This window comes from Corynebacterium uberis (genome assembly GCF_020616335.1).
Classification (GTDB): Bacteria; Actinomycetota; Actinomycetes; order Mycobacteriales; family Mycobacteriaceae; genus Corynebacterium; species Corynebacterium uberis.
Genome location: NZ_CP085051.1, coordinates 944,771 through 971,605, shown reverse-complemented (window position 1 = coordinate 971,605; position 26,835 = coordinate 944,771). Strand labels below are relative to the sequence as shown.

20 protein-coding genes are annotated in these 26,835 nt (G+C 66.5%); 9 read left to right on the top strand and 11 right to left on the bottom strand.

The annotated features are described in order from the left end of the window. Positions 1–137 precede the first annotated feature (137 nt). Entirely contained in the window at positions 138–680 is a 543-nt protein-coding gene (locus LH390_RS04480; protein ID WP_227282432.1) for a YceI family protein, read from the top strand. On the opposite strand, the gene LH390_RS04475 is transcribed toward LH390_RS04480, so the two are convergent. Genes LH390_RS04475 through LH390_RS04460 form a run of 4 tightly spaced genes read right to left on the bottom strand, consistent with a single transcriptional unit; the run spans position 677 to position 8,320 of the window. Continuing rightward, positions 677–3,301, bottom strand: coding sequence for an AAA family ATPase (locus LH390_RS04475; protein WP_227282433.1), 2,625 nt, complete (start codon positions 3,299–3,301; stop codon positions 677–679). The two genes, LH390_RS04480 and LH390_RS04475, sit on opposite strands and share 4 nt — an antisense overlap. Then, positions 3,298–4,443: a metallophosphoesterase family protein gene (locus LH390_RS04470; RefSeq protein WP_227288285.1), complete on the bottom strand. Its 1,146-nt coding sequence runs from the start codon at positions 4,441–4,443 to the stop codon at positions 3,298–3,300. Before LH390_RS04470 ends, LH390_RS04475 begins: the two co-directional genes overlap by 4 nt. A 60-nt stretch (positions 4,444–4,503) precedes the next feature. Further along, positions 4,504–5,322, bottom strand: coding sequence for an SWIM zinc finger family protein (locus LH390_RS04465; RefSeq protein WP_227282435.1), 819 nt, complete (start codon positions 5,320–5,322; stop codon positions 4,504–4,506). A 10-nt stretch (positions 5,323–5,332) separates the two neighbouring features. Beyond that, positions 5,333–8,320 (bottom strand): DEAD/DEAH box helicase, encoded by a 2,988-nt coding sequence (locus tag LH390_RS04460; RefSeq protein ID WP_227282436.1) that lies wholly within the window; start codon positions 8,318–8,320, stop codon positions 5,333–5,335. A 208-nt stretch (positions 8,321–8,528) separates the two neighbouring features. Between LH390_RS04460 and putP the strand changes: the two genes are divergently transcribed. The 3 genes from putP (at position 8,529) to LH390_RS04445 (ending at position 11,223) form a co-directional block, all read left to right on the top strand. Continuing rightward, positions 8,529–10,064, top strand: a complete 1,536-nt coding sequence (gene putP, locus LH390_RS04455) for a sodium/proline symporter PutP (RefSeq protein WP_227282437.1) — start codon at positions 8,529–8,531, stop codon at positions 10,062–10,064. Further along, on the top strand, positions 10,061–10,687 hold the full coding sequence (locus LH390_RS04450) for an HNH endonuclease family protein (protein WP_227282438.1): 627 nt from the start codon (positions 10,061–10,063) through the stop codon (positions 10,685–10,687). The genes putP and LH390_RS04450 overlap by 4 nt, the downstream gene beginning before the upstream one ends. 62 nt (positions 10,688–10,749) lie before the next feature. Next, positions 10,750–11,223 carry a DUF2269 domain-containing protein gene (locus LH390_RS04445; RefSeq protein WP_227282439.1) on the top strand — a complete coding sequence of 158 codons (474 nt, stop codon included), beginning with the start codon at positions 10,750–10,752 and terminating at the stop codon, positions 11,221–11,223. Between the two features lie 109 nt (positions 11,224–11,332). Here LH390_RS04445 and LH390_RS04440 read toward each other — a convergent pair whose 3' ends face one another. Next, entirely contained in the window at positions 11,333–13,438 is a 2,106-nt protein-coding gene (locus tag LH390_RS04440) for a DEAD/DEAH box helicase (protein ID WP_227282440.1), read from the bottom strand. A 156-nt stretch (positions 13,439–13,594) separates the two neighbouring features. Here LH390_RS04440 and LH390_RS04435 point away from each other — a divergent pair, with 156 nt between their 5' ends. Next, on the top strand, positions 13,595–15,079 hold the full coding sequence (locus LH390_RS04435; protein ID WP_227282441.1) for an amino acid permease: 1,485 nt from the start codon (positions 13,595–13,597) through the stop codon (positions 15,077–15,079). On the opposite strand, the gene LH390_RS04430 is transcribed toward LH390_RS04435, so the two are convergent. Then, positions 15,046–16,200, bottom strand: a complete 1,155-nt coding sequence (locus tag LH390_RS04430) for an MFS transporter (protein WP_227288302.1) — start codon at positions 16,198–16,200, stop codon at positions 15,046–15,048. The genes LH390_RS04435 and LH390_RS04430 overlap by 34 nt on opposite strands. 401 nt (positions 16,201–16,601) lie before the next feature. Between LH390_RS04430 and LH390_RS04425 the strand changes: the two genes are divergently transcribed. After that, entirely contained in the window at positions 16,602–17,105 is a 504-nt protein-coding gene (locus LH390_RS04425; RefSeq protein WP_227282442.1) for a hypothetical protein, read from the top strand. Here the strand turns inward: LH390_RS04425 and LH390_RS04420 are convergent. From LH390_RS04420 to LH390_RS04400, 5 genes are all read right to left on the bottom strand, one after another. Then, a complete protein-coding gene (locus tag LH390_RS04420) occupies positions 17,080–18,093 on the bottom strand; it encodes an ATP-binding cassette domain-containing protein (RefSeq protein WP_227282443.1) in 1,014 nt (337 codons plus the stop codon). The two genes, LH390_RS04425 and LH390_RS04420, sit on opposite strands and share 26 nt — an antisense overlap. Continuing rightward, a complete protein-coding gene (locus tag LH390_RS04415) occupies positions 18,090–18,764 on the bottom strand; it encodes an energy-coupling factor transporter transmembrane component T family protein (protein ID WP_227282444.1) in 675 nt (224 codons plus the stop codon). Before LH390_RS04415 ends, LH390_RS04420 begins: the two co-directional genes overlap by 4 nt. Then, positions 18,748–19,494 carry an ECF transporter S component gene (locus LH390_RS04410; protein ID WP_227282445.1) on the bottom strand — a complete coding sequence of 249 codons (747 nt, stop codon included), beginning with the start codon at positions 19,492–19,494 and terminating at the stop codon, positions 18,748–18,750. The genes LH390_RS04415 and LH390_RS04410 overlap by 17 nt, the downstream gene beginning before the upstream one ends. 122 nt (positions 19,495–19,616) lie before the next feature. Further along, a complete protein-coding gene (locus tag LH390_RS04405; RefSeq protein ID WP_227326858.1) occupies positions 19,617–20,606 on the bottom strand; it encodes a nucleoside hydrolase in 990 nt (329 codons plus the stop codon). After that, positions 20,560–21,480: a hypothetical protein gene (locus tag LH390_RS04400; RefSeq protein ID WP_227282446.1), complete on the bottom strand. Its 921-nt coding sequence runs from the start codon at positions 21,478–21,480 to the stop codon at positions 20,560–20,562. The genes LH390_RS04405 and LH390_RS04400 overlap by 47 nt, the downstream gene beginning before the upstream one ends. A gap of 155 nt (positions 21,481–21,635) precedes the next feature. Here LH390_RS04400 and LH390_RS04395 point away from each other — a divergent pair, with 155 nt between their 5' ends. From LH390_RS04395 to LH390_RS04385, 3 genes are read left to right on the top strand one after another with little or no spacing between them, the layout of a single operon-like run. Beyond that, the gene (locus LH390_RS04395) at positions 21,636–22,475 is read left to right on the top strand and encodes a shikimate 5-dehydrogenase (protein WP_227282447.1); all 840 of its coding nucleotides are present in this window, start codon (positions 21,636–21,638) and stop codon (positions 22,473–22,475) included. A 47-nt stretch (positions 22,476–22,522) separates the two neighbouring features. Beyond that, positions 22,523–23,299, top strand: a complete 777-nt coding sequence (locus LH390_RS04390) for a hypothetical protein (RefSeq protein ID WP_227282448.1) — start codon at positions 22,523–22,525, stop codon at positions 23,297–23,299. A 47-nt stretch (positions 23,300–23,346) separates the two neighbouring features. Then, positions 23,347–26,811: an ABC transporter ATP-binding protein gene (locus LH390_RS04385; RefSeq protein WP_227282449.1), complete on the top strand. Its 3,465-nt coding sequence runs from the start codon at positions 23,347–23,349 to the stop codon at positions 26,809–26,811. Positions 26,812–26,835 lie beyond the last annotated feature (24 nt).

The following is a 26,835-nucleotide window of genomic DNA, read 5'->3' as shown; positions in this document are numbered from 1 at the left end:
GCAGAAACTGGCCACGCAGAAACGCCCACACCGAACCGTTGTTGACATGTCACCAACATGGTGTATAGTGGTTGTTGATGCGTCACCAAGACGGTGGCGCGGCACGACTCAAACACGATCGGAAAGGTTTCAGGACTATGACTCTTGCAGGAAACTGGACGCTGGACGCCGCCCACTCGACGATCGGTTTCACCGCTCGCCACGCGATGGTGACCAAGGTGCACGGCTCCTTCGGTGATTTCGATGCCACCATTACCGTGGACGCGGAGAACCCCCAGGCGTCTTCGGCTCAGGCCACCATCCGGACCGCGTCTGTGGACACCGGCAACGCTGACCGCGATGCCCACGTGAAGAACGAGGACTTCTTCGACGTCGAGCGCTTCCCGGAGATGACCTTCTCCTCCACCTCTTTTGACATTGACACCACGGGCAACGCCGCCTCCGGCACCGTCACCGGCGACCTGACCATCAAGGGCACCACCCGCCCGGTGACCCTCGACGTCGAGGTCTTCGGCGTGGAGGAAGACCCCTTTGGCAACACCCGCATCGGCTTTGAGGCCTCCACTACCATCAACCGCAAGGACTTTGGCATTGATTTCCAGGCTCCTCTCGGCTCCGGCGGCGTGCTGGTCTCTGAGAAGATCGCCATCGCCATCGACGGCTCCGGCATCAAGGCCTAAGTACGCGTGAGTTCCTCCATGGGGAACTCGTGGCGCCCAGGTACGGCGTCATAGCGTTGGGGTTCACAGGTCAAGACGAACACTTGGCCGGTGAGCCCCATTTTTTTGAGCACGAGGCCCATTTTTTGTAGGCGGGCGTAGTCGCTGTGCCCTAGGGCATCATCGATGAACACGGGCACGGGGAGCCCGTCTTCGCCTCCGGCAAGGCCGGCTGCTGCCATGCGAGCAAGGATCATGAGTTGTTCCTTAGCACCGCCAGACAGTTGTGAAACCGGCACTGAGGTGTGCCCGAGCGTGCGGGCCACCACGTCCAGGTTGTCATCGAGCTCGAAGGAGACGTCCGCACCGAAGACCGGCGCGGCCAGGCGGGTGAGTTCCTGGGCAAACGGCTGTGCGTAGCGGGTTCGCGCGGCGTCTCGGGCTCGTTGCAGGGCCTCGACTAGGCTGCGCGCCGCGTGTGCTCGCTGCTCCACGGACTCGCGGTGGCGTTGTGCGGACTGCGCCCGCACGCGGGCCTTTTCCCAGCGCTCCTGGGCGCCTTGTGCCTGTTCGATGCGGCCTTGTAGCTCCAGGATCTGTTCCCTGGCACCCTGCGCCCGCTCGCGCAGCCCGTCAAGCTGGCCTTGGGCTACCTCGACCATCTCGGCGGCCTGCTCCGGGTCCTGGTCTCCTTGCCTAGCGGTGATTCCTTCCAAGGCGTCTTGTGCATCCGTGAGCTTCTGGTGGGCGTCGTGGAGTGCGGCTTCGAGTTCCTCGGTGGCGCGGTGGGCCTGCGCGGCGGCGAGCGCCTCCACGGCGCGGTCCACCTCTTCCTGCGCGGCCTCGACGCGCACATTCATGCGGGCACACTCCGTGGCCGCGGTGCGCTCCAGCCACGGATCGGCTGCCGCCTGAGCCTGCTGCAGGGCCTCCTGCGCATCCTGGACTGCCCCTTGGGTCTCCAGCCGAGTCAGTTCGGCCTGCTCAGGGTCGACCGCGGCAACGCCGTGGCGCTGCGCCTCGTCGAGCTCGCGGCGCCAGGACTCGGCCTGGGCGCGCCAATCATCGGCGTCTGCCCCGTTGAGGATCGCCTCCCTGCGCCTACTCGCCTGCTCCACGTGCTTCTCAGCCTGGTCCTGTGCGCTGCGGCGCGCGCGTGCGTCCTCCAGGTCCGCCACCCCGAGTTCGGCGCACAAGTGGGTCACGCGGCGCTGGGCTTGTTCCGCCTGTGCGTGCACGCCGTCTGTCCCCGTCCCACCGGCCTGATAGGTGGCGGTAACCTCCCCGATTTCTAGCGTCATGCCGTCACGCAGGTCTACCTGCGCGTCGAGCTCGACTGGCTGCCCATCAACGGTGACGGTGGAGGCCTGTGGCCCGCGGAGGAGCATTTTTGCTGTGCTGGCTGCGGCCAGCGCCGCCGCCACCCGGGAGTCCTGGACCGCCTGATCGAGCTGATCGACTTCCTCGGCACTGATTGCAGTGGCGGGCCGCTCATTGCGCGCCGCGCGGAGTTCCTCCTCGATCTGCGTCAGCGCTTCGAGGCGGGCCTCTAGATCGGCGAGTTGCCGGGAGCGCTCGGCAATTCTTTGCGCTGCCTGCGCCTGCGTGTTGGCTTCGGTGGCCTCGTCGAGGCGGCGCCGCGCGGCGTCGACCAGGGCGGCACATTCCGTGGCGCGCGCGGACTCTGCTTGCGCGGCCTCGTCTGCTTGTTTCTGCTTGTCCTGCAGCGTGGCATGATCCGCACGGCGGCGCTCCACCTGTGCGGCCAACTGCGCGCGGGCCTCTAGGTCACCCTGGGCGCGCTGGTGGGCGTCGCGGGCGGCGGTGACCTTCGCCTTCGCCTGGGCGATCTCTTCGGCTGCCCGGTCGGCCTGTTCCTTTTGGGCGCGAAGCTGCTCGACGTTGGCCTGTGCGGTGGGAATCTGCGCAGTGCTCACGCGCTGGGTCTCCTGGGCGCGTGCCACTTTACTGACGTACTCTTCCAGCTGCGTGCAGGCCTGGCGGGCCTCCTCGAGCTCGTCGTGGGCCTCCTGATCTTCGGTGCGCGCCTGCGTCAGCTCGCCTTTTTCGCGCCCACTTTTTTGGAAGTAGCGGGAGTACTCGGCCTCCGCGGCATCCATGAGCTGGGATTGTCCCTGAATGTCTTCGCGCACACCCCCGGAGGAGTCCTCCAGTGCTGCCGCCAGCGAGGGGATCCCCGCCGCCGCCAGCGCGGGCTCGATGTGCCCCTGGCGCATGAACACCGTCTCCAGCAGGGCCATGTCTACGTTGTTGTCCAAGATGCGCGTGAGCTTTTCATCGGCTTCGCGCCCCGTGTAGGACTCCGTATTCGGGGTAAATACTGTCAGCTCGCTGCGACTCCCGCGCACCCATTGCTTGGTGATGCGCAGACGATGCGGGCCCACCGTCGCCTCCACGCTGACCTCGGGCCCGACGTCCTTGCCCACCGGCTGGGTGGACTTGACCTCCTTCTTCTTGCTGTGATGGGGCGTGGTCAGCGCGAGGTAGATCGCCTCTAAGACGGTGGACTTTCCGTGTTCGTTGTCACCCGAGATGACAAAGACGCCCGTCTCCGGCAGGTCTTTGAGCTCTAAGTGTTCGAGGGTGCGGAAGTTGGTGATGCGTATGCTGTGGATTTTCATTGTGCCGCCTCCGTTCGCGCGATTCCGGCTTGCAGTCGAAACAGCAGGTTGACCGCGTCGCGCTCATCTGCGTCGAGCAATTCCTGCAGCGCCTGGCCCGCGATGCCGTGGAGCTGGAGGTCCGCCAATTCGGCGCTGGTGGGCTCGACGTGGAGGTCCATGAGTCGGGTGCGCGGGTAGAGCGCGGCGAACACGTGGCCGTAGCGCTCCAGGTCCGATTCCAGCGCGCGGTTGCCGGCGACGTCGATAGTGCCGCGCAGCGCGTACTTGACCACCGTGCGGTCTTTGTCCTCCAGGCCTGCTATCCAGTCAAGAAACGCGGTGACATCCGCCGGCGTGGTGATTTCTTGTTCCGCAGCCAGGAAGCGCCACTGCCCCACCGCAACCTCGGTGACCTCCACGTTGGACTCGTGGCCCGCGGGCTTGTCCACCGTGACCACCAGCGCCTTTCCGGAGTTGTTCTCCCCGCCGCCGTCTGGTTCCAAAAAATCGGTGACCTCCGGAGCGCCGGAGTACCACACCCGCCGCTGGGCGCTACAGGGCCCGGCGGAGTGGGTATCGCCGAGCGCCACGTAGTCGATGACGCGCCGGTGGGCCAGCTCATCCAACGCCGCGACGTCGATGAGATCATCGGCGTCATCGCCAAAGTTCAGCACCGCGCCGTGCCCGACGACCAGGCGAATCCGGTCGGTGGGCTCGAGCCCCGCGCAGGCTTCCGCGACCAGGTCACGGGTGGCGTGCTTGGCCAGCAGCGGCGCACCAACGATGTCTACTCCTGGCGCAACCTCCAGTGGGGTGGAGTCCTCCAGCAGGTGTACCCCGGCAACGTCCTGGGCCAGGCGGCGTAGCACGGAGTCCGCCGTGAGTGGGTCATGGTTGCCGGGCAGCACGTAGCAGGGCACGGGCAGCTCGGCGAAGACCTCGCGTGCCCGGCCCAGGGTGCGCGGGCTGACCGAGTTGTATTCGAAGACGTCACCGGCCATGACCAGGAAGGCACAGTCATGCTCCAGGCAGCGCCGACCCAAGGTGCGCACCGCCTCTAGGCGGGCGGCCTCAAACCGGGCCTGGGCGTCTGCATCCAGGCGCTGGGGACACATGCCAATTTGGAGGTCCGAGGTGTGCAAGAACGTCACTGCCGTCATGGATCTACTTCTATCATGGCCCACCCAACCACAGCCCGAATCTGTCGAACACACGCTCGCTTACTGGTGCATGGAGCGGGTCAGATGGTCATAAAGATCCTCGATATCGGACACGGCGCGGAGCTGTTCGACCGAGGTATAGGACACGGTGCGCATCGCCTTGTGCAGGGCGTCTAGGTCCGAGTCCGCGATCGCTGGGCTCAGGCGCGGCTCGGGCAAGGCCGGCAGCTCCAAGCCCGTCCAGAATCGCCCGTCCGTCGCCGCCGCGGACTCCCTGCTCTCCTGTTGGGCATGCTGCGTGAAGTAGCGCTCCATCTGCGCAAAGTTGAGGCCGCGGGCGGCAAAGACGAACTCCGGGTCCGCATCCATGCGCCCGGCCACCACCTCGCACACCGCCACCGCATGCTTGCACGCGGGGACGCGATCCGGGCAGTCGCAGGAAAAGGTGATGTCGGTGCCCATCAAGACTTCCAGCAGCTCAGCCGACAGCTGGCCCGCCCGCGCCTTGGCCAGGGAGTCGCTGCCCTGGGCGGGGTGCGTCAGCCGGCGAGTGACCTCCATGAGGTCATCGGTGCTGCGGTACTCCAGCGCCACGGTGACGGCGAAGGGCTCATTCTGCGATCCGGCGACCTGTGCCGCAATGCGGCCCGGCGCTTCAATTTCTAGGCTCACCACGTGCCCGGCGCGCGCATAGGCCCGCCCCCGGGTGATGCGGCCGGCGTCGGCACGCTTTTCGACGCCCGCGACCAGCCACGCAGCCGCGTCCCCGAGCGGCTTGTCACGGCGCAGGGCCGCGGTGGCAGGCTCGTTGTCCACGCGCACGCCGCGGCGCGCGCCGAAGTTGGCGTAGATGACATTGTCTTTGCGAGGTCGGGGCATGGGGTGGTTCCTAGAATTTCTCTTCGGTGTGGCTGCGGTAGCTCATCAGGCGGGCCAAATCCTCGGGCGACAGCTCGGTGATCCAGCCCTCGCCCTCCCCGACGACGGTGCCGGCCAGCTGCGTTTTTCCATCCAAAATATCCTGGATCGATTCTTCCATCGTCCCGGCGGTGATCATCTTGTATACCTGCACGTCCTTGTCCTGGCCGATGCGGTAGGCCCGGTCGGTGGCTTGGTTTTCCACCGCGGGGTTCCACCACCGGTCCATGTGGACCACCACGGACGCCGCGGTAAGGTTGAGCCCGGTGCCCCCGGCTTTGAGGGAGGCCACCATGGCCGGCGGCCCGTCGGGAGATTGGAAGCGGGCGACCATCCGGTCGCGGGCAGCCTGCGCGACCCCGCCGTGGAGGAAGGGAATGTCCTCGCCCATTCGATCGCTCAGGTAAGGCACCAGGATGTCGCCGAAGGCGCGGTATTGGGTGAAGATGAGCACCCTACGGCCGTCCCGGACGGCGTCGTCAAGCAGCCGCATGAGCTCGGCGACCTTGCCGGAGCGGTGGCGCCCGCGGTCGGTGACCGGCGAGCCATCGCCCAAAAAGTGGGCGGGATGATTGCAGATCTGCTTGATGCGCGTCAGCGAGGCCAGCACCAGGCCTTTGAGGGCGATGCCGTGGGCCTGGCTGAGCTTTTCCTTCACGTCGTTGACGTAGGCGCTATACAGCGCCGCCTGCTCGGCCGTCATGGCCACGGTGATCACCTGCTCGGTCTTTTCCGGCAGGTCATCAATGATCGCCGGATCGGACTTGACGCGGCGCATGATAAATGGCGCGGTCATCCGCCGCAGCCGCTGCGTCATCTCCTCATCGCCCTCCCGCTCAATCGCAGCGGCAAAGTGGTGGCGGAAGAATGTCGCCGACCCCAGGATTCCGGGGTTGCAGAAATCCAGAATCGCCCGCATTTCGGAGAGCCGGTTTTCCACCGGCGTGCCCGTCAGCGCGATGCGTTGCCGGGCCGGCAGGGCGCGCGCCGCCTTGGCCGATCGCGTCGCCGAGTTCTTGACGTGCTGGGCCTCATCGAGGACCACATGATCCCACTCCACCTCCGCCAGCTGCGCGCAGTCGCGGGTGAGAATCCCATAGGAAGTGATCATCAGGTCCGTGTCCCGAGCCGCCGCGGCAAGCTCCTCCCCGGCCAGGCGCCGCGGCCCATGATGGACCACGCAGCGCAAGCCGGGAACGAAGCGTGCCGCTTCCCGCGCCCAGTTGCCCACCACCGACGTCGGAGCCACCACCAGCGTGGGCCGCGGGGCGTGATCGCCGGCAGCGGCACGCTCCTGCTTTTCCACCGCAACCATGGCCAAAAGCTGGAGAGTCTTGCCCAAACCCATGTCATCGGCCAGCACCGCGCCAAGGTTGTTGTGCGACATCCACACCAGCCAATCCACCCCACGGCGCTGGTACTCCCGCAGCGTGGCGTGCACCGTCTCCGGCAGCTCCACGCGCTGCGGGGCCGGGGCGGTGCGATAGCCCAGCAGGGCCTCCACCCAGGCCTCGCCCTCCACCGCGATTGGCTCATAGGCCGCGGCCTCAAGCGCCACTTCGCGCAGGTCCGCCAGGGTGACCGCCTCATCGACCGACTTGTCGCCGAGCTTGCGCATGTAGTCCGTGATCCGGGCCAGCGCCGCCGTGTCCGCCATCACCCACTCGCCGCGCAGCTTGACCAGGCCAGACTTAGAGGAGATGAGCATGGCCATCTCATCATCGTTGAGCTGCTTATCGCCCACCGACAGATGCCAATCAAAGCCCACCAGTTGGTCCATGCCCAGCCGGGCAGGTCCAGTGGCACCCCCGTCAGAGCGCGTGACCAAGCGCGCCTTGGTATCTTGCGTCGCCCACGCCTTGGGCAAAAGCACGGTGGTCCCGGCCCTCTTCAGGCGCGGCACGTCCCGGGCAACAAAGTCCACGATCTGGGGGGTGGTCAGCACAACGTCCCAGTCGCCCTGCGTCGGCGACGGCGGGGCGAAGGGGGCTGCGGGAGGGGCGGCGTCGAGAAGCGGTGCCAGCTGCACGAGCCGTTTGCGGGCTTCACGCAACACCTCCACGCTGCCGGCGTCGAGCCGCCCGAGGCGCACCGGCTGGGGGCTATCCACCCCGGAACGCACGTGCAGGCGCACCGGCCACCGCGCCGCCGACTCCGGAAGGTCCGGGGCATCCTGGCCAAAAAGGTAGTCCTCGGGTCCGCTCGGCTCGGCGGGCTCTTCGACCACCACCACCAGTTGCAGGCCCACCGCGGCGACGGAATCCTTCCATTCCCGCAGCCGGTTGAGCAGGCCCACCCCGCCGCGGCGCAGCGGCTGATTGTGGAGCAGCGCATCAGAAAAGTCGTGCCAGGGGTATGGGCGGGTGGATTCGCGCAGATCAGCCAGCTCCGCCGAGGCGATCCAATGCGGCAGGGTCTCCGTGACGTCGCTGTCTAGGGCGCGGTTGTTGATGTGCAAGATTCCCGGGGCGCTGGCCATCATCTGCGCCACCCAGCCCCGCTCGGACAGCCCGTGGGCCAGCTGCCACTGCGGCCACCATTGATCGTCAATGTAGGCCAGGCGCAGCGTCACCCGCCCGGCGCGCACGAAGCGCGTCAGGCCCAGGTACAGGCGAATGATCCACATCAAGTCCGGCGCGATGGCCGCACGCTGGGCGTTCGTGGCCGCAGGGGTGGGCGAATCGAGGAAGGACAGCTGGGCGAGCACGGTGATGGCTTGCTCGGGCGCATAGGCGGCGGTGGGCAACACCAAGGCCACCTCCCTGCCCTTGGGGGTGCGCAGCGTGGTGCGCAGGCGGTGCCGGAAGCTTGCTCGCTCCAAAATGGACTCCACGACCGGTGGAAACGTCCCCGAAGGCACGGCGTCAGGCAGCACGATGCGGTGGCCTGCGACCTGCTCTACCCACAGATGCAGTCCAGAATGCTGCACCCACAGCGCGTGGAGGAGGAATTTGGCCATAAGGTCCGTTCTACCATTTTCATCAATTTTCGCCGCGATGCGCCGCAAAGCTGTATAAGCTGTCGGAACAAACCTCTACGGAGGGACTGGTTCTCCGGTCCGCCCCTCCCCCGCCCATGTTCGGCGTCCACGCCGCGCAGCCAGCCCTTGCAGCAGGCGCGTGTCGTGCGTGCCGGATGTTCCTCACGACGCACAGGGAGCTTCTACCGTGACCCAAACAACGTGGTTTGTCCTAGCCATCATCATCTACATGTTTGTGATGCTTGGCATTGGATACTGGAGCTACACCAAGACTGAGAAGTATGAGGACTACGTTCTCGCCGATCGTGGCCTCAATCCCTTCGTCGCCGCACTGTCTGCCGGCGCCGCGGACATGTCCGGCTGGTTGCTCATGGGCCTGCCCGGAGCGCTCTACGTTGGCGGTGTGTCCGGCATGTGGATCGCCATCGGGTTGCTCCTGGGCAGCTGGGCGAACTGGAAGTTCGTGGCCCCGCGGCTGCGCGCCTACTCCGAGCGCGCCCACAACTCGGTGACGCTGCCCAGCTTCTTTGGCAACCGGGTTCATGATTCCTCCCGCATCGTGCGCATCACCGCCGCGGTGATCATCATCGTCTTCCTGACGTTCTACGTCTCCTCCGGCATGGTCTCCGGCGGACGCTACTTCGAGGCGACCTTCGGCGGCGACTACCTCACCGGGATGCTCATCATCGCGGCGGTGACGGTGGCCTATACGTTCGTCGGCGGCTTCCTGGCGGTGTCCTACACGGATGTTGTCCAGGGGCTGATCATGTTCCTCGCACTAATCGCCGTGCCGTCCGTGGCGCTGCTGACCCTGGACCACCCCTCCGACATCTTCACCTGGGCCACCAGCCACGACTACGGCCCCTGGACCGACGGCGTGGGCAACCCTGACTTCTTCAATATCTTCGGCGGGGTGGGCGCCGCCGCGGTCATTGGCTCCTTGGCGTGGGGCCTGGGCTATTTTGGCCAGCCGCACGTGGTGGTGCGTTTCATGGCGCTGCGTACCCCGCAGGAGGCCCGCTCTGGGCGCCGCTACGGCATCTCCTGGATGCTGCTGTGCATCCTCGGCGCGCTGGCCACGGCCGTTATTGGCACGGTGTTCTTCTCCCAAAACCCGGACATCGCGGTGACCGACCAGCAGAACTTTGAAACGATCTTCCTGGACATGGGCCGCATCCTGTTCCACCCGCTGATCGCCGGGCTGGTCCTCACCGCGGTGCTCGCCGCGATCATGTCCACCATGAGCTCGCAGTTGCTCGTGGTCTCGTCTTCCCTCATCGAGGACCTGTACAAGCTGGTGGCCAAGCGGCAGCCCAGCGAGGCGGTCCTGATCAACCTGGCCCGCACGGCCGTCATTGCCGTATCCGTCTTCGCCGCCCTGTTTGCCGTGCACCCCAACGACTCGATCCTGGGCCTGGTGGCCTTCGCGTGGGCGGGATTTGGCTCCGCCTTCGGCCCGCTCATGCTCTTTAGCCTCTACTGGCGCCGCCTGAATGCCGCCGGCGCCGTGGCGGGCATGCTCACCGGAGCGGTGGTCTCCTTCGCCTGGGGCATGTCGCCGCTGTCTGACACGCTCTACGAGATGGTTCCGGGCTTCGCCTGCGCTGCCCTGATGACGTGGGTGATTTCCCTGGCCACCGCCGCCCCTGACGCCGAGGTGACCCAGGAATTTGATGCCGCCATGGAACCGCTGCGAGGGCGGGCCAAGTCAAAGGAGGCATGACTCTTCGCCGCTGCGCTTGGTGGGCGCTTCTTCTTGCCACCTTGGGCTACCTGGCGGTGGTCATGGTCACCGTGTTCCCGCGGCACCACACCCCGCTTACCGACGTCCCCCTCCCCCGCTCCGGCGCATCCCTCACCGTTGCCCAGCGCGCGACGGTCGTGGGCTATGAGCGCTCCGCCTTCGGCGACGGCTGGGCACCTGCCGGAGCCTGCACCACGCGGGAGGCCACAATCATCCGGCAGCAGGGCCCGGATACGGTGTCCGATTGCCGCGTGCGCTCCGCGGGCCGGGACCCGTATTCGGGCACTCAGCTTGACCCCGCGGCCATTGACATTGACCATGTCTTCCCCCTGTCCGCGGCGTGGGATATGGGCGCCTATGCGTGGCCGGCGCACCTCCGGGAGCAATTTGCCAATGACCCGCTCAACCTGGTGGCAGTATCGCGCAAGGAAAACCGGGAGAAGTCTGACGCGCTGCCCTCCGAATGGATGCCCTCCGATAGGGGCGCCCGATGTTGGTATTCGCGGCGCCTCGACGCCGTGGCGCGGTCCTATCACCTGCCGTTGACTCGGGCAGACCGTGCCGTGATGCGCTGGTCATGTTTTCCTTCGGGGATGGAATAACTACGATTGATATGTATCACTGCACACCCGGACATTTTTATTTGTGAAAGGTCATCTCTCCGATGAATTCTCTGATGATCATCCTCCACGCATTGGCTGCGGTCCTGTTCTTGGGCCCGGTCACCGTGGCGGCATCTACCTTCCATACCTATGCGCTCAAGGCGCACAAGGGCGACGAGCGTGCCGCCGGCATCGCCTCCTTGCTCCACCGCATCACCAACACCTACGGCGTGCTGTCTGCCCTGGTTCCCGTCCTCGGCGTGGCGGTGATGTTCACTGACCTGAGCACGTACTTCCACGAGATCAAGTACCACGTGAGCATCCTGCTGGGAGTCATCGCCTGGGCCATGCTGCTGTTTTTGATCATCCCGCGGCAAAAGGCCATGATGGCCGCGCTTGGGCTGCTCGATGAGGAAGACAAGCCCGCCAAGCCCACCACGATTTCCAATTGGGAGAAGGCCAAGAAGCAGCTGTCCATGTTCGGCGGCATCTTCAGCCTGCTGTGGGTGATCATCCTGGTGCTGATGTTCCTCTAACACGCACCCGGGTGGCCCCAGCATCACGCAAGCCCGCCGGGATGAGGAAGACACGTTCTGTCTGCCTTATTCCCGGCGGGCTTGAGCTTTGCCCTGGGGGCGCGCTTTTTTAGTAGCGGTCGCGGTGGAAGCCACCGCGTTTCCCGCCACGATCGCCTCGATCGCCACGGTCCCCACGGTAGCCGCCGCGATCCCCACGGTCGCCGCGATCATCGCGCCGCCCATAGCCGCGTCCGCCCCGGTCGCCGCGATCATCACGGTCGCGGCCGTAGCCGTAGCCGCGGGACTCGCGCCGCGGCGGGCGGCCGGAATCCAGCTCAATATTGATCAGTTGCCCGGAGATGCGGGTATCCGCCAGCCGATCGAGCACCTCGCGCGGCAGGCCCTGGGGCAGCTCCACCAGCGAGTGGTCCCCGAAGATGGAGATGCGCCCGAAGTCCTTGGAGTTCAGCCCGCCCTCGTTGGCCAGGGCGCCAACAATGGCGCCCGGGCGCACGTGCTGGCGCTTACCCACGGCCAGCCGGTACATGGCCTTGCCGGGCTCCGCCTCGAAGCGACTCCGGCCGCCCCGGTCGCGGTCCCGATCCCGGTCGCGGCGACCACGGCCGCCGCGATCGAAGCGGTCGTCGCGGTCCCGGTCGCGGCGGTCAAAGCGATCCCTGCGCGACTCGCGGGGCTGCTCCTTCATCAGGAACTCATCGCCGGCCTGGGCCTGGGTGGCCAGTGCTGCGGCGATGTCCTCCAGCGGGGTGTCGTGAGCCTCTGCGTAGGCCTTGACCAGGCCGCGGAAGAGCTCCAGTTGGCTGTCCTCAAGGGACTGCGTGATGGAGTCCGCGAACTTTGCCTTGCGCGAGTCATTGACCTCGTCGACAGTGGGCAGATCCATCTCCGTGAGCGGGGCGTTGGTGGCACGCTCGATGGAGCGCAGCATCCGGCGCTCACGCGGGGTGACAAACAGGATCGCCTCGCCGGTGCGCCCGGCGCGGCCCGTCCGGCCGATGCGGTGCACGTAGGACTCGGTGTCGTTGGGAATGTCAAAGTTGAACACGTGGCTGATGCGTTCGACGTCGAGCCCGCGGGCCGCAACGTCGGTGGCCACCAGGATGTCCAGGCGGCCGTCGCGAAGCTGATCGACGGTGCGCTCGCGCTGCTGCTGGGCGATGTCGCCGTTAATGGCGGCAGCGGAGAAACCGCGGGCGCGCAGCTTTTCTGCCACCTCTTCGGTCTCATTCTTGGTGCGCACGAACACGATCATGGCTTCAAACTCGGTGACCTCAAGGATGCGGGTCAAGGCGTCGAGCTTGTTGCGGTGTGCCACGTGCAGCCAGCGCTGCGTGATGTTGGTGTTGGTCCGGGTCTTCGACTTGACGGTCACTTCCGCCGGGTCGTTGAGGTACTGCTTGGAAATCCGCCGGATGCCGCTGGGCATCGTCGCGGAAAACAGCGCCACCTGCTTGTCATCCGGGGTGTCTTCCAGGATGCGCTCAACGTCTTCCTGGAAGCCCATGTTGAGCATCTCATCGGCTTCATCGAGAACCAGGAAGCGCAGGCCGGAGATGTCCAGCGAGCCCTTCTCCAGGTGATCGATGACGCGTCCCGGGGTGCCCACGATGATCTGGGCGCCGCGGCGCAGCCCGGATAACTGAATGCCGTAGGCCTGCCCGCCGTAGATGGGAAGCACATGGATGCCGCCGAGGTGATCGGCGAAGGATTGGAACGAGTCCGCAACCTGAAGTGCGAGCTCGCGGGTGGGGGCCAGCACAAGCGCCTGCGGGGAACGCTCGGCGACGTCGATACGCGCAAGAATGGGCAGCGCGAATGCCGCCGTCTTGCCGGTACCGGTCTGGGCTAGGCCCACCACATCCCGGTCCTGCATGAGCAGCGGGATGGTCTCAGCCTGAATTGCTGAAGGGGTCTCAAATCCAACCTTATAGACGGCCTTGAGCACGTCATCAGGAAGTCCAAGCCCCTCAAAATTGGGGGTGTCCCGTTCACTAGAGTCGGTCTTCTCAGCAGTCGAATCGTCCCTAGTGGGCTGGGCGCCCTCATGCGACTGTTCCTGAGATTCCGACGGATTCACTGTCTCTGTGGTGGCAGCCGTCTGCGCCTGATCTTCGCTCGTCTCCACGGCCTGTTCGACCTGGGGGACCTCGGTGCGGTCAGTGCTCACGGCGTCCACGTTCTCCGGCTCGTAGCCGTTATCCGTATTCGTCATTGTCCTGCCACGATAACGCACAAACCCGCAAATGACCGCATTGAGCGCTTCTCGACGCCCCACCCGCGACGCACACGCACGTTTCTCCCGCACTCCCGCGTCCCCTTAGGTAGCATCAGAGAATCTCACACGATTGTTCCAGAAAGGCCCCGCGCCATGGCTGAAAACACAGCGCCCTTAACGCCCACACCGCACGGACCCGGCACGCAGTCACACCCCCGTGGCCGCGCGAAACTAGGACTCAATGCCCGCCATATTCACTTCATCGCGCTGGGCTCAGCCATTGGCACCGGCCTGTTCTACGGCTCCGCCGGGGCCATCCAGGCCGCCGGCCCCTCCGTGCTGGTGGTCTACCTCATCGGCGGCGCCGTGGTGTACTTCATGCTGCGCGCCCTGGGCGAAATGGCCGTTCGTCACCCCGTATCCGGGTCCTTCGCCGAATACACCCGCGAACACCTGGGCGGCTGGTCCGGCTACATCACCGGCTGGATGTATGCCTTCGAGATGATGATCGTCTGCCTGGCGGACTTAACCGCCATTGCCATTTACATGAAATTCTGGTTCCCAGATACACCCCAATGGGTATGGGTGGCAGTGACCCTGCTCGTCGTGGGCGCGGCCAACCTGGCGAGCGTGCGCTGGTTCGGTGAGCTGGAATTCGGATTCACCCTCATCAAGGTCGGCGCGGTGATCGCGATGATCGCCGGCGGCGCAGCCATCCTCGTCTTCAACTTAGGCACAGACCCCAGCCACAGCTCCGTATCCAACCTGTGGAACGACGGCGGATTCTTCCCCAACGGAGTTGGCGGCATGGTCTCCGCCTTCATCCTGGTGCTCTTTGCCTTCGGCGGCACGGAGATCATCGGCGTCGCCGGCGCGGAAGCGGACGACCCCAGCCGCGCGGTACCCAAGGCCGTCAATACCGTCCCGGTGCGCATCCTGCTGTTCTACGTGCTGGCCATCGCCGTGATCCTGGTGCTCAACCCGTGGCGCAGCGTCACAGGCGAGGAATCCCCCTTCGTGCAAATCTTCTCCGCGCTCGGGGTCAACTGGGCGGCGGCGCTGCTCAACGTGGTGGTCATCACCGCCGCACTGTCCGCCATCAACTCCGACCTCTTCGGAGCCGGACGAGTCATCACCGGCATGGCGCGCGAGCGCCTGGCCCCCCAAGCACTGGCGCGGACCTCCGCCAAGGGCGTTCCGGTGATGACCACCATCGCCCTCATCGCGGTGCTGGTCATCGGCGTGGCGCTCAACGCCATCCTGCCGGAGCGCGTGTTTACCATCGTCGCCGCGCTGGCCACCTTTGCCACCATCTACGTCTGGTTGATGATCCTCATCGCCCACGTCGCCTCACGCCGCGGCATGAGCAGCGCCGAGGTCGCCGACCTGGACTTCCCCGTCCCCTTCTGGCCCTGGGGCCAGTACTTTGCCATCGCGTTCATCTTCTTCACGTTTGGCATCATGGTGTGGAACGCCGAATACCACATGGCGCTCGCCGTCGGCGTGGCCTTCCTGGTGATCATGAGCGCGCTGTATGCCCTCATGCTGCGCCGCCCCGCGGGGGCCGGCGCCACCTCGGCTGCTGGGGCAGCGGATGGTGCTGCTCAGGACGCTGCTGCGCCGGGTTCGGACAAGTGATCTCCTAGCGTCTCCCGGCCGCGGAGCATCCACAACACCGCGGCCGCCAGGCTGATCAGCCCACAGACCCCAAAGCCCCACTGGAATCCCGCCGCCTGGACGATCATGCCCACCACGATGGGCCCTAAAATCGTCCCGCAGTCGCCAGCCATCTGATAGGCCGCCAGCACGGCGCCGCCCGAGCGGTGCGAACCAATAACGTCAGCCACCACCGCCTGCTGCGCGGGATTGAGCACCCCAGCGCCCGCACCCGCCAGGGCGGAAACCACCAGCACTGCGGCCATGGAATCTGCCCACCCAAGCATCCCCGTGAACAAGGCGTTGATGAGCAGCCCGGTGATCAACAGCGGGCGCCTGCCCAACCGGTCTGCGAGGGTGCCGGAAAACTGTAAGCACACCGCATTGCCCACGGCGAAGGCTGCCATGGCCAGTCCCGCGACGGATGCCGCATCCTTAAAGACCGCCGCGGCAAACAGCGGAAGGGTGGCCACCCGCACGCCAAAGTTGCTCCATCCGTTGGCAAAGCCGCTGACCATGACCACGCGATACGCCCGATCCCGCAGCGCCTCCGCCACACTCATGGCCTCCTGGTGCGGATGATCGGGGCTATCTTGGCCGACCGTCGCCGGCATGCGCATCCACACGATGGCGCACGCAACGCACAACGTCGCCCCGTAAATGAGGAAGGGCAGGCGCATGCCTAAGGGTGCCAGGCCCGCCCCGGCGACCGGCCCGATGATGTTTCCCACCAGGAAGGCCGACGCATAGGCCGAGGAGCATTTCCCCCTGATGCTCGGCGGGGCGAGCTTGACTATCAGCCCCATCGCCGAGACGGTAAACATGGTTGACCCGATGCCGCCGAGTCCACGAAGCAGCAGGATGTGCCAGTATTCGTGGGCAATGGACACCGCCCCCGTGGTCACGGCGACTACGGCCAGTCCAGACAGGTACATGGTGCGCGAGCCCATCTTGTTGATGAACCAGCCGGCGGTGGGGGCAAAGACGAGCCGGGAGAAGGCGAAAATGGAGATCACCGCGCCGGCGGCTGCCATGCCCACGTCAAAGCTGCGGGCGAACTGCGGGATGATCGGGGCGATGAGACCATAGCCCAGCGCGACCATGAAGGCTGCGGAGACGAGGATCCAGATCTCGCGCGGAATCGCCGCCGCGCGTAGCGGGCGTGCGGGCGGTTGGTCCGGGTGTGGGGCTAGCGCTTGGACGGTGGCGTGGGCGTTTTGTCGCGCGAGTGTGTCAATGCTCCGGGAGGCGGGGTGGGGGCGTTTCAGGGGTATCAACGACCTCTCTGACGAATCGTGGTGGCCGCAGGGGCGGATTGTTAGGGGGCGGTAAAGCGCCTTTGGGGGTGCGGTTCATGCCCGGCGCACCGATGTGATCATCCCTTTGCTACCTAGCTTAGCCCCTGGGTCAAGTTGCCTGCTCCCTCACGCAAATTAGCACAGGCGTTCTATTTTGGGATGGCTCCAGGAAGGCGCCGTCACGGCCGGGGGTTAACGTGCACCCCATGAGTCCGCACAGCACCTCCCCCACCGACATGCCGGCCTCCATCCCTACGCCTGCCGCAGTGGCCCACCAGTTGCGCCGACAGGCAGCCGCACCATTGCGCGCCCTGGACGCCACCATCCACCACCCGCGTAGCCTGGCCAGGTCCACCCCCACCTGGCGGCCCCCCACCATCACCCTCCCCGGATTTCAGGGCACCGGCACACTCCGCGCCACCGTGCACCGCCACCGCGTTGGCCCCCACGCCGCCCGGAGCATTCACGCCTACAGCGGCATCCGCCCCGCGTGGCTGATCACTGTCCGGCTATCGTCACCGCGGGGCAGGCGCCCGGATCCAGCAATCGCAGAAGCGTGGGTTCGTGCCCTCGTCCCCGATGACCTCGCCGACGCCATCCACCAACCCTTGAGCGCCACCGCCCCCACCTTCTGCTGGGTTACTGACGCCACCTTCTGCGCCGTGCACTCCCCCGCCGAACTGCTCAGTGCCTTCCCGCAGGCCGCCTAAGGCTGTCTACCTCTACTGGGGTTACCTGGCAATAGGAGGCCACCTCCGACATGAAGGAGTCCTCGTGACAGGCAATGACCACCGCCACCTGCTGTCGCAGTGCCTGCGCAAGCAGCCGGTGCACCACGGCCCGCCCGGCTGCGTCAAGGTCCACGTCCGGCTCATCGAGGCACACCACGGCAGTCCCGCGGGCCAGCGCCGCTGCAACCATAGCCACTCGCAGCGCACTGGGCTCAAGATCAAGGGGGTGCGCATCTGCAGCCAGCTGCGCCATGCGCATCGTTTGCGCGTCAATGCCCATTCGTCCCACCGCGTGATCCACCACCTGGTCCACGCTGCGCTGCATGCTCAGCGCCGCCCCATGGGTCAGCGCCAACTCCCGCAGCAGCGTCGACTTTCCCGCACCATTTGCCCCCGTCAACCACGTCACCGCGCCCCGCCGCAGCTCCACATCAACTGGGCCGAGAGTGACGGCCCCGCGCTGGGCGCTTACCTGGGATAGCGTCACCGGCGCACCCGGCTCCACCCAGGCGGGAAGCTCGGCGCGGCCCAGACGCGGGCGCGGCGGACACACGAGGACTACGGTGCCTGATTGCTCAGCGCGCAGGCGACACAGCGTACGAACCCGGCGCACAGACTCCGGGTCGAGCCCGGCCCACGGGTGCTCAATAAGCAGCCCCACCTCCGGCACCACAGCCGCCGCGCCGATGGCCACCAGACGCGTCTGCCCTCCAGACAACTCCCGCGGATCCCGATCAACCAGGGACGATAGGCCAAGCACGTCGATCACCTCGGCAACCCGCCGAGTCATCTCCGCACGCCCCCACCCGCGCTGCTCCAGACCAAAGGCCACCTCTTCATCGACGCGTGCGCGCAGCCCGGTGATCTCACTGGAAACATCCGCTGCCACCTGAATCACCCCAGCGGGAACCCACGGGCCTACCGCATCGGTGAGATACACGCCCGGGCGAGTCGGCCAGTGCTTCATGCGCGCCACCACCCGCCACCGCCAAAGGCCGCGGCGACCACGGTAAGCAGGGCCGCGCCGACCAAGCACCAGCGCAACCACCGCTGCCACGCCGGGTCAGGCACCGGACGCCACACCGTTGCCCGCTGCCCGGAGGCAATGCCAGCAGCCTCCAGGCGGTGTCCGCGCAGCGTCGCCTGATGCAGAATCTGCGTAATCACCGGAAGCACCAGGTTGCGGGCACGCGGCGTGCGCCCGGCCACGATGAACGCCTCGCGCACGCGTCGGGTACACGCCCGCGCCTCCGGCAGGAACTGCAGCGCCGCGCACACGATGTACACCAACGCCGAATTCATCCTGGTCGCCTGGAGAGACTTGGCCAGCGCGGGCACACTCACCCCGGACATGGCCGCCAAGAATACGGACACCAAGGCCGCAAAACGCACGCTTAATTCCCCGGCGAGAGCCAGCCCCTCCCACCCCTGCCCGTGTGGAATGTGCATGATGGCTAGCGACGCCGCCACCGGCGCCGTCAGCAGCACGGACGCGGCACACACCGACCAGCGCCGCGCCCATACCCAACTGGCGAGGGCCACCGCCACGCTCAGCATCGGGGTGTTGAGGCTCAACACCACAATCCAGGCGCAGGCTGCCAGGGTCAGTCGGGTCAGCGGGTTAAGCCTTCTGCTCACTGCGGCGGCCTAAGGAAGTCAGGACACGATCGGGCAACAGGCGTATCGTCGCCGCGACCACGGCCAACACGATGATCTTGTCCAAAGGATCAGACAGGAATGACTGCAACGTCACCGCAGCCAGCAATGAATTTCCCATTTCCCGCAACAAAGACACCAGCGCGCCCGTGCCCAAGCCTGCGGTTCCCCCATAGACAAACGCCGCCACCGGGGCGGCCAGCATCCCGCATACAGCCCCCAGCACTGCCCCTGATGCCACTAGTTTCCACGCCGAACGCAGCCACCCGCGGCGGGCGATGACTCCAGCTGCCCCGCCGGTCAGGGCGCTTACCGCCGCGAAGGGCAGGGCCGCCGGGTTGATCAGCCCCCACACCACCGAGCTCAACGCCCCCGTGGCCGTGCCCACGGCGGGCCCGGCGAGCGCGGCGATGAGCACGGTGCCCAGGCTGTCCAGGTAAATCGGCAGCGCGAAGCTGCCCACAAGTTCACCGATGACAATATTGAGCACCAGCGCGCCGGGGATGATGGCCACCGTGCGGGCCGGCAAACCGGGAAGGGTTCCCGCCAACAGCAACAATGCGCCGGCCACATAGCCGACGAGGGTAACCAGCGCCGGGCCGGATTGGCCCACCTGGTCCCATTCGGTGGGGCGCAGGGCGACCACATAGACCCAGGTCGCGGCGATCAGTGCGGCGCCAAGGTAGAGGAAAGTCTTGTGTGACACAGTCATGAGGGCCTTCTTTGCTCATGCGGATAAACACCTGCCGCACACCGCGGCTTCCTATGTCACCTCGGAAGACGCGATGGTGTGTACCGCAGGCTCGTGCGGTGGGTACTCGCCGGGCACTTATCCTAGCGTGGCCCTGCGGGCAGGTGCCCGAGGGCGTCGATAAGCAGGGATTGCGCACCAGAAACATCGACATCGGTGACCACCCGGGCGTTCGGGGGCCGCGACCACATTCCGCGCGTGTCGGCCACGGTGGTGCCGCGCAGCAAGGTCGAGTCGGCCTCGACGTCCACGGTGGCTTCCGTCGCGCGGTAGCCCACGGCGCCGAGGGCGATCATGCAGGCCGCCAGGTCGTGGATCTTTGCCGCCCGCCCCTCGCCCTGTTCCTGGTGGAAGTCCAGGTAAAAGCCCAGGGCATCGCGGATCAGCTCGGCCAAGGCCGGGTGGGACGCTGCGGCGTGCTCGGCCAAGGTGGCGGCAGCGGCGTCATCAACGCGCAGCCGGCTGGTCACCCCCAGCGAACACACGGTAATCAGCCCCACGTCCGGGCGGGCGAACAGCTCCTTCGCCCCGTGCGGATCAACCCACGCATTCCACTCCGCCGTAGGAGTGGTATTTCCGGGGTAGGTAAAAGCGCCGCCCATCCAGGTCAGTCGGGCGCCGTTGAGGTCGTGGCGGTACGCCGCGGCGTTGGTGGCCGGACCGGTGATGATCAGCTCCACGCCCGGGCGGGCAAGGGCCCGGCGCCACAGGTGTTGCCAGGGTTCCACGCCGCGCCACATGGGCGCCCGTGCCCTGCCCAGCCCGGTGGGACCGTGGGTCTCCGGGGTGGTGGTCAACTCCACGTGCGCCGGCCCGGGTTGGCCCGCGGCTACCGGGACTTCGGGCAGGCCGCAGAGGTTGAGAATGTGCCGGCTGTTGGAGGCGGCCTGCGCGGCGGTGGTGTTGCCGGCGCTGCAGGTCACCCCGAGCAGTTCGATGGTCCCGGCGTGATGGGCACCGGCAAGGTAGATCAGCGCGAGGGCATCATCAATGCCGGTGTCGCAGTCGAGCAGGACCGGGCGGCGTTTAGCGTTCGTCGCGGGTGTGTGGGTGGGGCTCGTCGTCGAGGTCATCGTCGAAGTCGTCGGCATCGTCATCCTCCACGTCGTCATCGGCGTATGCGTCATCGTCTTCGGCGTCATCGTCGTCGAAGTCATCGGCGTCGTCGGCGTCGTCGGCCTCGAGCTCGTCCTCGTCGTCGTAGTCGGCGTCGGGATCGTAGTCGTCGAAGTCATCGTCAAAGTCGTCGTCGAAGACGGTGAGCTGCTCCTCCCAGGACTCTGCCTGATCGGCGGCGAGGGAGAGGACGTCGAAAAGCTTGTCAAAGTCAGTAAAGGAGCCCAGGCTTAAGACTTCTTCGGGGCCGAGGTCTGCCAGCGGGTCGGGGCGCAATCCAGCGAAGAGCCGGCGGCGGTCCTCATCGCTCAAGGTGGCGTCCGCGTCGGATTCCCACAGCTCATCGATGGCTTGATCAACAAGGTCTTCGAAGCTATCGCCGGCGGTGGCAAAGTAGACGCGCGCGGTGGGGGTACCGTCGGCGACTTCCACGAAGACCTTCAGCTCAGCGGCCTCACCGACCTCGGCGGTGACCAGGTTGGGGTCCACCGGATCCTGGTAGAAGTCCAGGTCCTCAATGCGCTCATCGGTGGCTTCGAGCAGGTCGCGCAGGACGGTGACCACCTGGTCTGTGGCGACATGTCGGTTGACGGTAGCCACGGCGTCGGCGGCGGAAAAGACAACGGAGACGAGCACGGCCTCAAAGTCCTCATCGTCTTCATCAACGTCAGCTGCCGCGATGTAGACGTTCGCGGCGGGCAGGTGGGGGTCTATTTCCAGAAACTGGATTTCCAGGTCGGATGTAATGGGCACGAACAAAACGTCATCGTCGACGCGGGACTCGATGCCCTCGGCGTCCAGGGCGGCGGCGATATCCTCGAAAAAGCTCATGGTTACTCCACACCTTCCGATCAAGTCGGTCCAGGCGGTTGCCGGGACGAAACCAGCCTAGCGGCAAATGTGGCCGCCGTCTGCCGATGCGCCGCCGCACCGAATCTGCCTGCCGTAGTGTGCCCCGGGCCCTTCAGTGGCCTACCTTTGAAGGCATGGTAAATACTGTTGACCGCAACACAACTCTGTGTATTTCTCTGGCCGCGCGCCCGTCTAATCATGGAGTTCGCTTTCATAACTGGCTCTATGAGCAGCTGGGACTGAATTTTTTGTATAAGGCTGTTGCGCCAACGGATATCACCGCCGCCGTCGCCGGAATCCGGGGCCTAGATATCCGCGGTGCCGGCGTATCCATGCCCTACAAGCAGGATGTCATCGCGCTTATCGACGCCCTCGATCCCTCCGCAGAGCGCCTCTCCGCGGTCAACACGATTGTTCATGAAGACGGCGTACTCACCGGCTACAACACGGACTACACCGCCGTTCGCCAGCTGCTGCGCACCGCGGAGGTCGACCCCGATCTGCCCGTGGCCGTGCGCGGCTCCGGGGGGATGGCCAACGCGGTGGTAGCGGCGCTGGCCGATCACGGGCTCAGCGGCGTGGTTGTGGCCCGCAACCATCTCACCGGCGCGGCGTTGGCCTCCCGCTACGAGTGGGACTACTCCGCGCAGGTACCCCAGGAGGCCCAGTTCCTGGTCAACGTCACTCCCATTGGCATGCACGGCCCGGACCCGGAGGTCTCCCAGGCGCAGGCCTTCAGCGATGACGAGCTCTCCCGGGCGCGCATCGTCCTCGACGCCGTTGCCTTCCCCACCAACACTCCCCTGGTCCGCGCCGCGCGCAGCCGCGATATCCCCGTGATCACCGGAGCCCAGATTGCCGCCCTCCAGGCGGCCGAGCAGTTCGCGCTCTACACCGGGGTGCGCCCGAGCCCGGAGCAGGTTGCCGCCGCAGAAGAGTACGCCAGCGCCCCCGAAGCACAGTCCGCACAGTAAAATCCTTTCGACATCATAGGTTCAATCACGATAGAAAGTGCTCCCTCATGTTTGGATTTGGACGCAAAAAGAAGGCGACTGACGTTGCCACCACGCACGATGCACCTGTGACTTTGGACACCGCGGGACAGGTGGACACCTCCCGCAACCCGGTGGGTCGCGCCCTGGTGGCAGGGCTTGACCGCGCGGTGCGCATCCAGGGCTCCACCGTGGAGAACTATCTCAACCGGCTGCGCGAGAAGAACCCCGGCGCCTCCACCGAGGAGCTGCAGAGCATCGTGGACAAGCACTTCCGCTACGCCACCATCGGATCCGGCGCCGGCGCGGGCGGGGCTGCGGCCATCCCCGGGGTTGGCCTGTTTACCGGAGCGGCGGCCATCGGCGCGGAATCGCTCGTCTTCCTCGACGCCGCGGCCCTCTACACGGTGGCCAGCGCCAGCCTGCGCGGCATTGATATCCGCGATCCGGAGCGGCGTCGCGCGCTGGTGCTCATCGGCCTATTGGGCTCCTCCGGCACCGCGATCATTGACGCCCTGTTGCCCGCCGGCATGGAGACGGCGACGATTCCCTCCGCCCGGGCACTGACCCGCTTTTCTGCCCCCACCCTCAACCAGGTGAACAACCGGCTGACCCAGCGCGCCCTCAAGACCATGACTAAGCGTATGACGGGAGCAGTCCTGGGCAAACTCATGCCCATGGGCATCGGGGCTGTGGTGGGATCGGTGGCTAACCGCCGGCTCGCCGCCGCTGTCATCGACCATGTACGCCAGGCGCTCGGCCCGGCGCAGCTGATCCCCGAGGCAGACCAGCCCCCCGCTGATTAATCGCACAATCCCGGCGGGCCTGCCGCAACGGGTGGAGAGGGGCAAGCATGGAGCTGCTGCGCACGTGTCTGGCACACCACCGCATCCACGTGTGGGTGACGGCCTGTGTGGTCTTCGCTTCCATCGGCTTTGACCTGGCCATCCCACTGTTGACCGGCGGGGCCGTCGACGGCGCCGTGCAGGCTGCCGCCCACGGAGGCCAGCTGCACGCCGTCAACCACACCGTGGCCGCCCTGGCAGCTGTGGCGGCGGCACGATTCCTCTTCCAGGGGCTGCGCCGCTTCGCGGCCGCCACCCTATCCCTGCGCGTCCAGCATGACCTGCGCGTGGCTTTGCTCTCCCGGCTCCACCGCCTCGACGGCCCGGCCCAGAGCGGGCTGGTGACCGGCCAGGTGGTGGCCCGCGCCATCACGGATCTTTCGCGCACCCAGGCTCTGGTTGCCCAGCTGCCCATGTTCGTCGGTCACGTGGGCCAGTTGATCGTCACCATCGCCATCATGGCGTGGGTATCTCTGCCGCTGACCGCGCTTTCGGTGCTGCTGTTGCCGGTGATCTTTGTGGTGGGAGCAACATCGCGCAAGGACGTTTTCTCCCAGTCCTGGGCGGGCCAACAGGCCGGCGCGGACCTTGCCGTCCATGTCGAGGAGACGGTCTCTGGCGTCAGGGTGGTCAAGGCCTTCGCCGGCGAAGACGCCGCCGTGGCCCGTTGCGACGCCTTGGCGCGGCGGCTGTATTCAGCGCAGGTGCGGCTGGCCCGCACGCAGGCGCGCCTCCAGCCGATCCTGGGGCACCTGCCCCAGTTGGCGTTGGTGGGCACAATTGGGGCGGGCGGCTGGTTGGCGGTCTCCGGGGTGCTCAGCGTCGGCGAGTTTTTTGCCTTCTCGCTCTATTTAAGCTCCATGACTTCGGTGGCGCGGATCGTGTCGAGCTCGCTGGTGCGTCTCCAGGTGGCGCTGACCAGTCTGGGACGCCTGGGTGAGGTGCTGGGCCTGGAACCGCACGTCGCCGACCTCCCGCGCTGTGCGCAGGCGGCGGCCACGCTGGCCTCGCCGACGCTGGGAGTCGAGCTGCGCGAGGTGGGCGTCGATGGCGTCTTTGCCGGTGTGAGCGCCGCTGTTGCGCCGGGGTCCTCGGTGGCCGTGGTCGGCCCGGCGGGCTCGGGCAAGACGGTGCTCAGTGACGTGCTGGGGGGATTTGTCTCCCCCGATGCGGGGTCGGTGTGGCTGGTAGGCAGCCAGGGCGCGGTGGATGTGGCGCAGCTGTCCCGCGCGCAGCTGCGCGAGGTAGTCACCGTGGTGCCTGACGAGCCCTTCTTGTACTCCGGGTCGCTGCGCGAGAATATCGCGCTGGCCACTGGCGCCACGGACGCCGCAATCGATGAGGCGGTCTACCTGGCCTGCGCGGATGAGTTTGTTGCTGCCCTTCCCGCCGGATTGGACACCGTGGTTGGGGAAAGAGGCCTGACCCTGTCGGGCGGGCAGCGCCAGCGCATCGCGTTGGCTAGGGCACTGCTGGCCCGCCCGAAGGTGCTCGTCCTTGACGACGCGCTCAGCGCCCTGGATACGCCGACGGAGGCGCGGGTTTTTGCCCGAATCCGGGCGGGTCTTCCTGGGCTGACCCTGGTGGCGGTGGCGCATCGGGATTCCACTCGGCGCGCTTGCGCCACGGAGCTGGAGTTGCCGGGGCGGGCGGTGGAGCACGATCTGTGGCCGCAGCAGGGCCCTGGCCGGCTGTTGCGCTACGTCCCGGAGCGCGATCCGAAGTTAGATGCCGCCGATCCTGCCAGCACCGGCGGGGCGCCGTTTCGGCTGGCGCGGCTGCTGCGCCCGGTGGCCGGACTACTGGCGGGCGTAGTGTGCCTGCTGGCGGTAGGGGTGGCCGCCGATCTGTGCCTGCCCCACCTGATGCGGGTGGCCATCGATTCCGGTATTGCCCAGCACAATGGCCGCCTCTTGGCAGTGATTTCTGGGTGCGGGGTGCTGGTGGTGGCGGTGTCCTGGCTGGCGGAGACGGCGCAGACGGTGGTGACGGCGCGCGCCGGGGAGCGGGTGCTCTACGGGTTGCGGGTGCGCAGCTTCGCCCACCTGATGGGCCTGTCCATGGACTATTTTGAGGCGCACGCCGGCGGGCGGATCATGACGCGCATGACCACGGACATTGATAACCTGTCCTCCTTTTTGCAGACCTCCCTGGCCCAGGCCGTGGTGTCCTTGACCACGATTGTGGGGGTAGTGGGCATGCTCGCTGCCACGGATGGGCAGCTGGCGGTGGTGGCGGTGGCCGCGGTACCGGTGATCGTGGTGGCAACGGTGGTGTTTCGGGCGGTGGTCTCCCGGGCGTATCGGGCCGCCCGCGCCCAGATCAGCGGCGTGAACGCCTATTTTCAGGAGGCGGTCGCCGGGTTGCGCACCGCGCAGATGCATGGCGCAACTGGTGCTGCGCAAGCGCACCTGGAGGCGGAGTCGATGCGGTATTTGCGGCTGCGGCGGCGCGCCTACGCGGCTATCGCCCTGTATTTTCCGGGCGTGCATTTCATCTCCCAGTTCACGGCTGCTGCCGTGCTGTGGGTGGGTGCGCACCGGGTGGCGGCTGGCGAGCTTTCGGCAGGTGTGCTGGTGGCCTTTGTCATGTACCTGGGCTTGCTCTACGGCCCCGTCCAGCAGTTGGGCCAGATCTTTGATTCCTGGCAGCAGGCCAGCGTGGGGCTGCGCCGCATCGCCGAGCTGTTGCGCACCCGCGCCACGGTGGTAGACACCGGTGATCGCCCCGGCGCGGAGCAGGCCGCCCGCGGGGAGGTGGCGCTGCGGGAGGTCAGTTTTGCGTATTCGCCGGACAGCCCGACCACCGTGGCGGATCTCAGTGTCTCGATCGCGCCCGGCACCACGGTGGCGGTGGTGGGGGCCACGGGGGCCGGAAAATCGACGCTGTTGAAGCTGCTGGCCCGCTTCTACGATCCCACCGCCGGTGCGGTGTGCGCCGGGGACCGGGATATTCGCGAGTTTCCGCTGCGGCAGTGGCGCCGCGCGATCGCCCAGGTGCCGCAGGAGGGCTACCTGTTTCGCGGGACGGTGGCAGCCAACATTGGGTACGCGGGGGCGTCGATAAGCAGCCGTGCGGACATTGAGGCTGCGGTGACCGCGCTGGGGGCGCGAGATGTCATCGCCGCGATTCCCGGTGGTTTGAATGCGCGGGTTGGCGAGCGGGGCCGCGGCCTGTCCGCCGGGCAGCGCCAGATCATTGCACTCGCGCGGGCGCAGCTGGCCGGCGGCGCCGTGCTGCTTCTCGACGAAGCCACCGCCGCGCTCGACGCCACCACCGAAGCAGCAGTACTGCAGGCCTCGCGCACCCTGGCGCACGCGCGCACCTGCGTTGTGGTGGCGCATCGGCTGGAAACCGCCCGGCGCGCTGATCGCATCTTGGTCATCGAAGACGGGGCAATCGTCGAAGATGGAACGCATATGGACTTGCTTGCGCGGTCGGGGCGGTACGCTCGGATGTGGCAGTCACAATGACGTTCACCCGCATTCGGGGTGAAA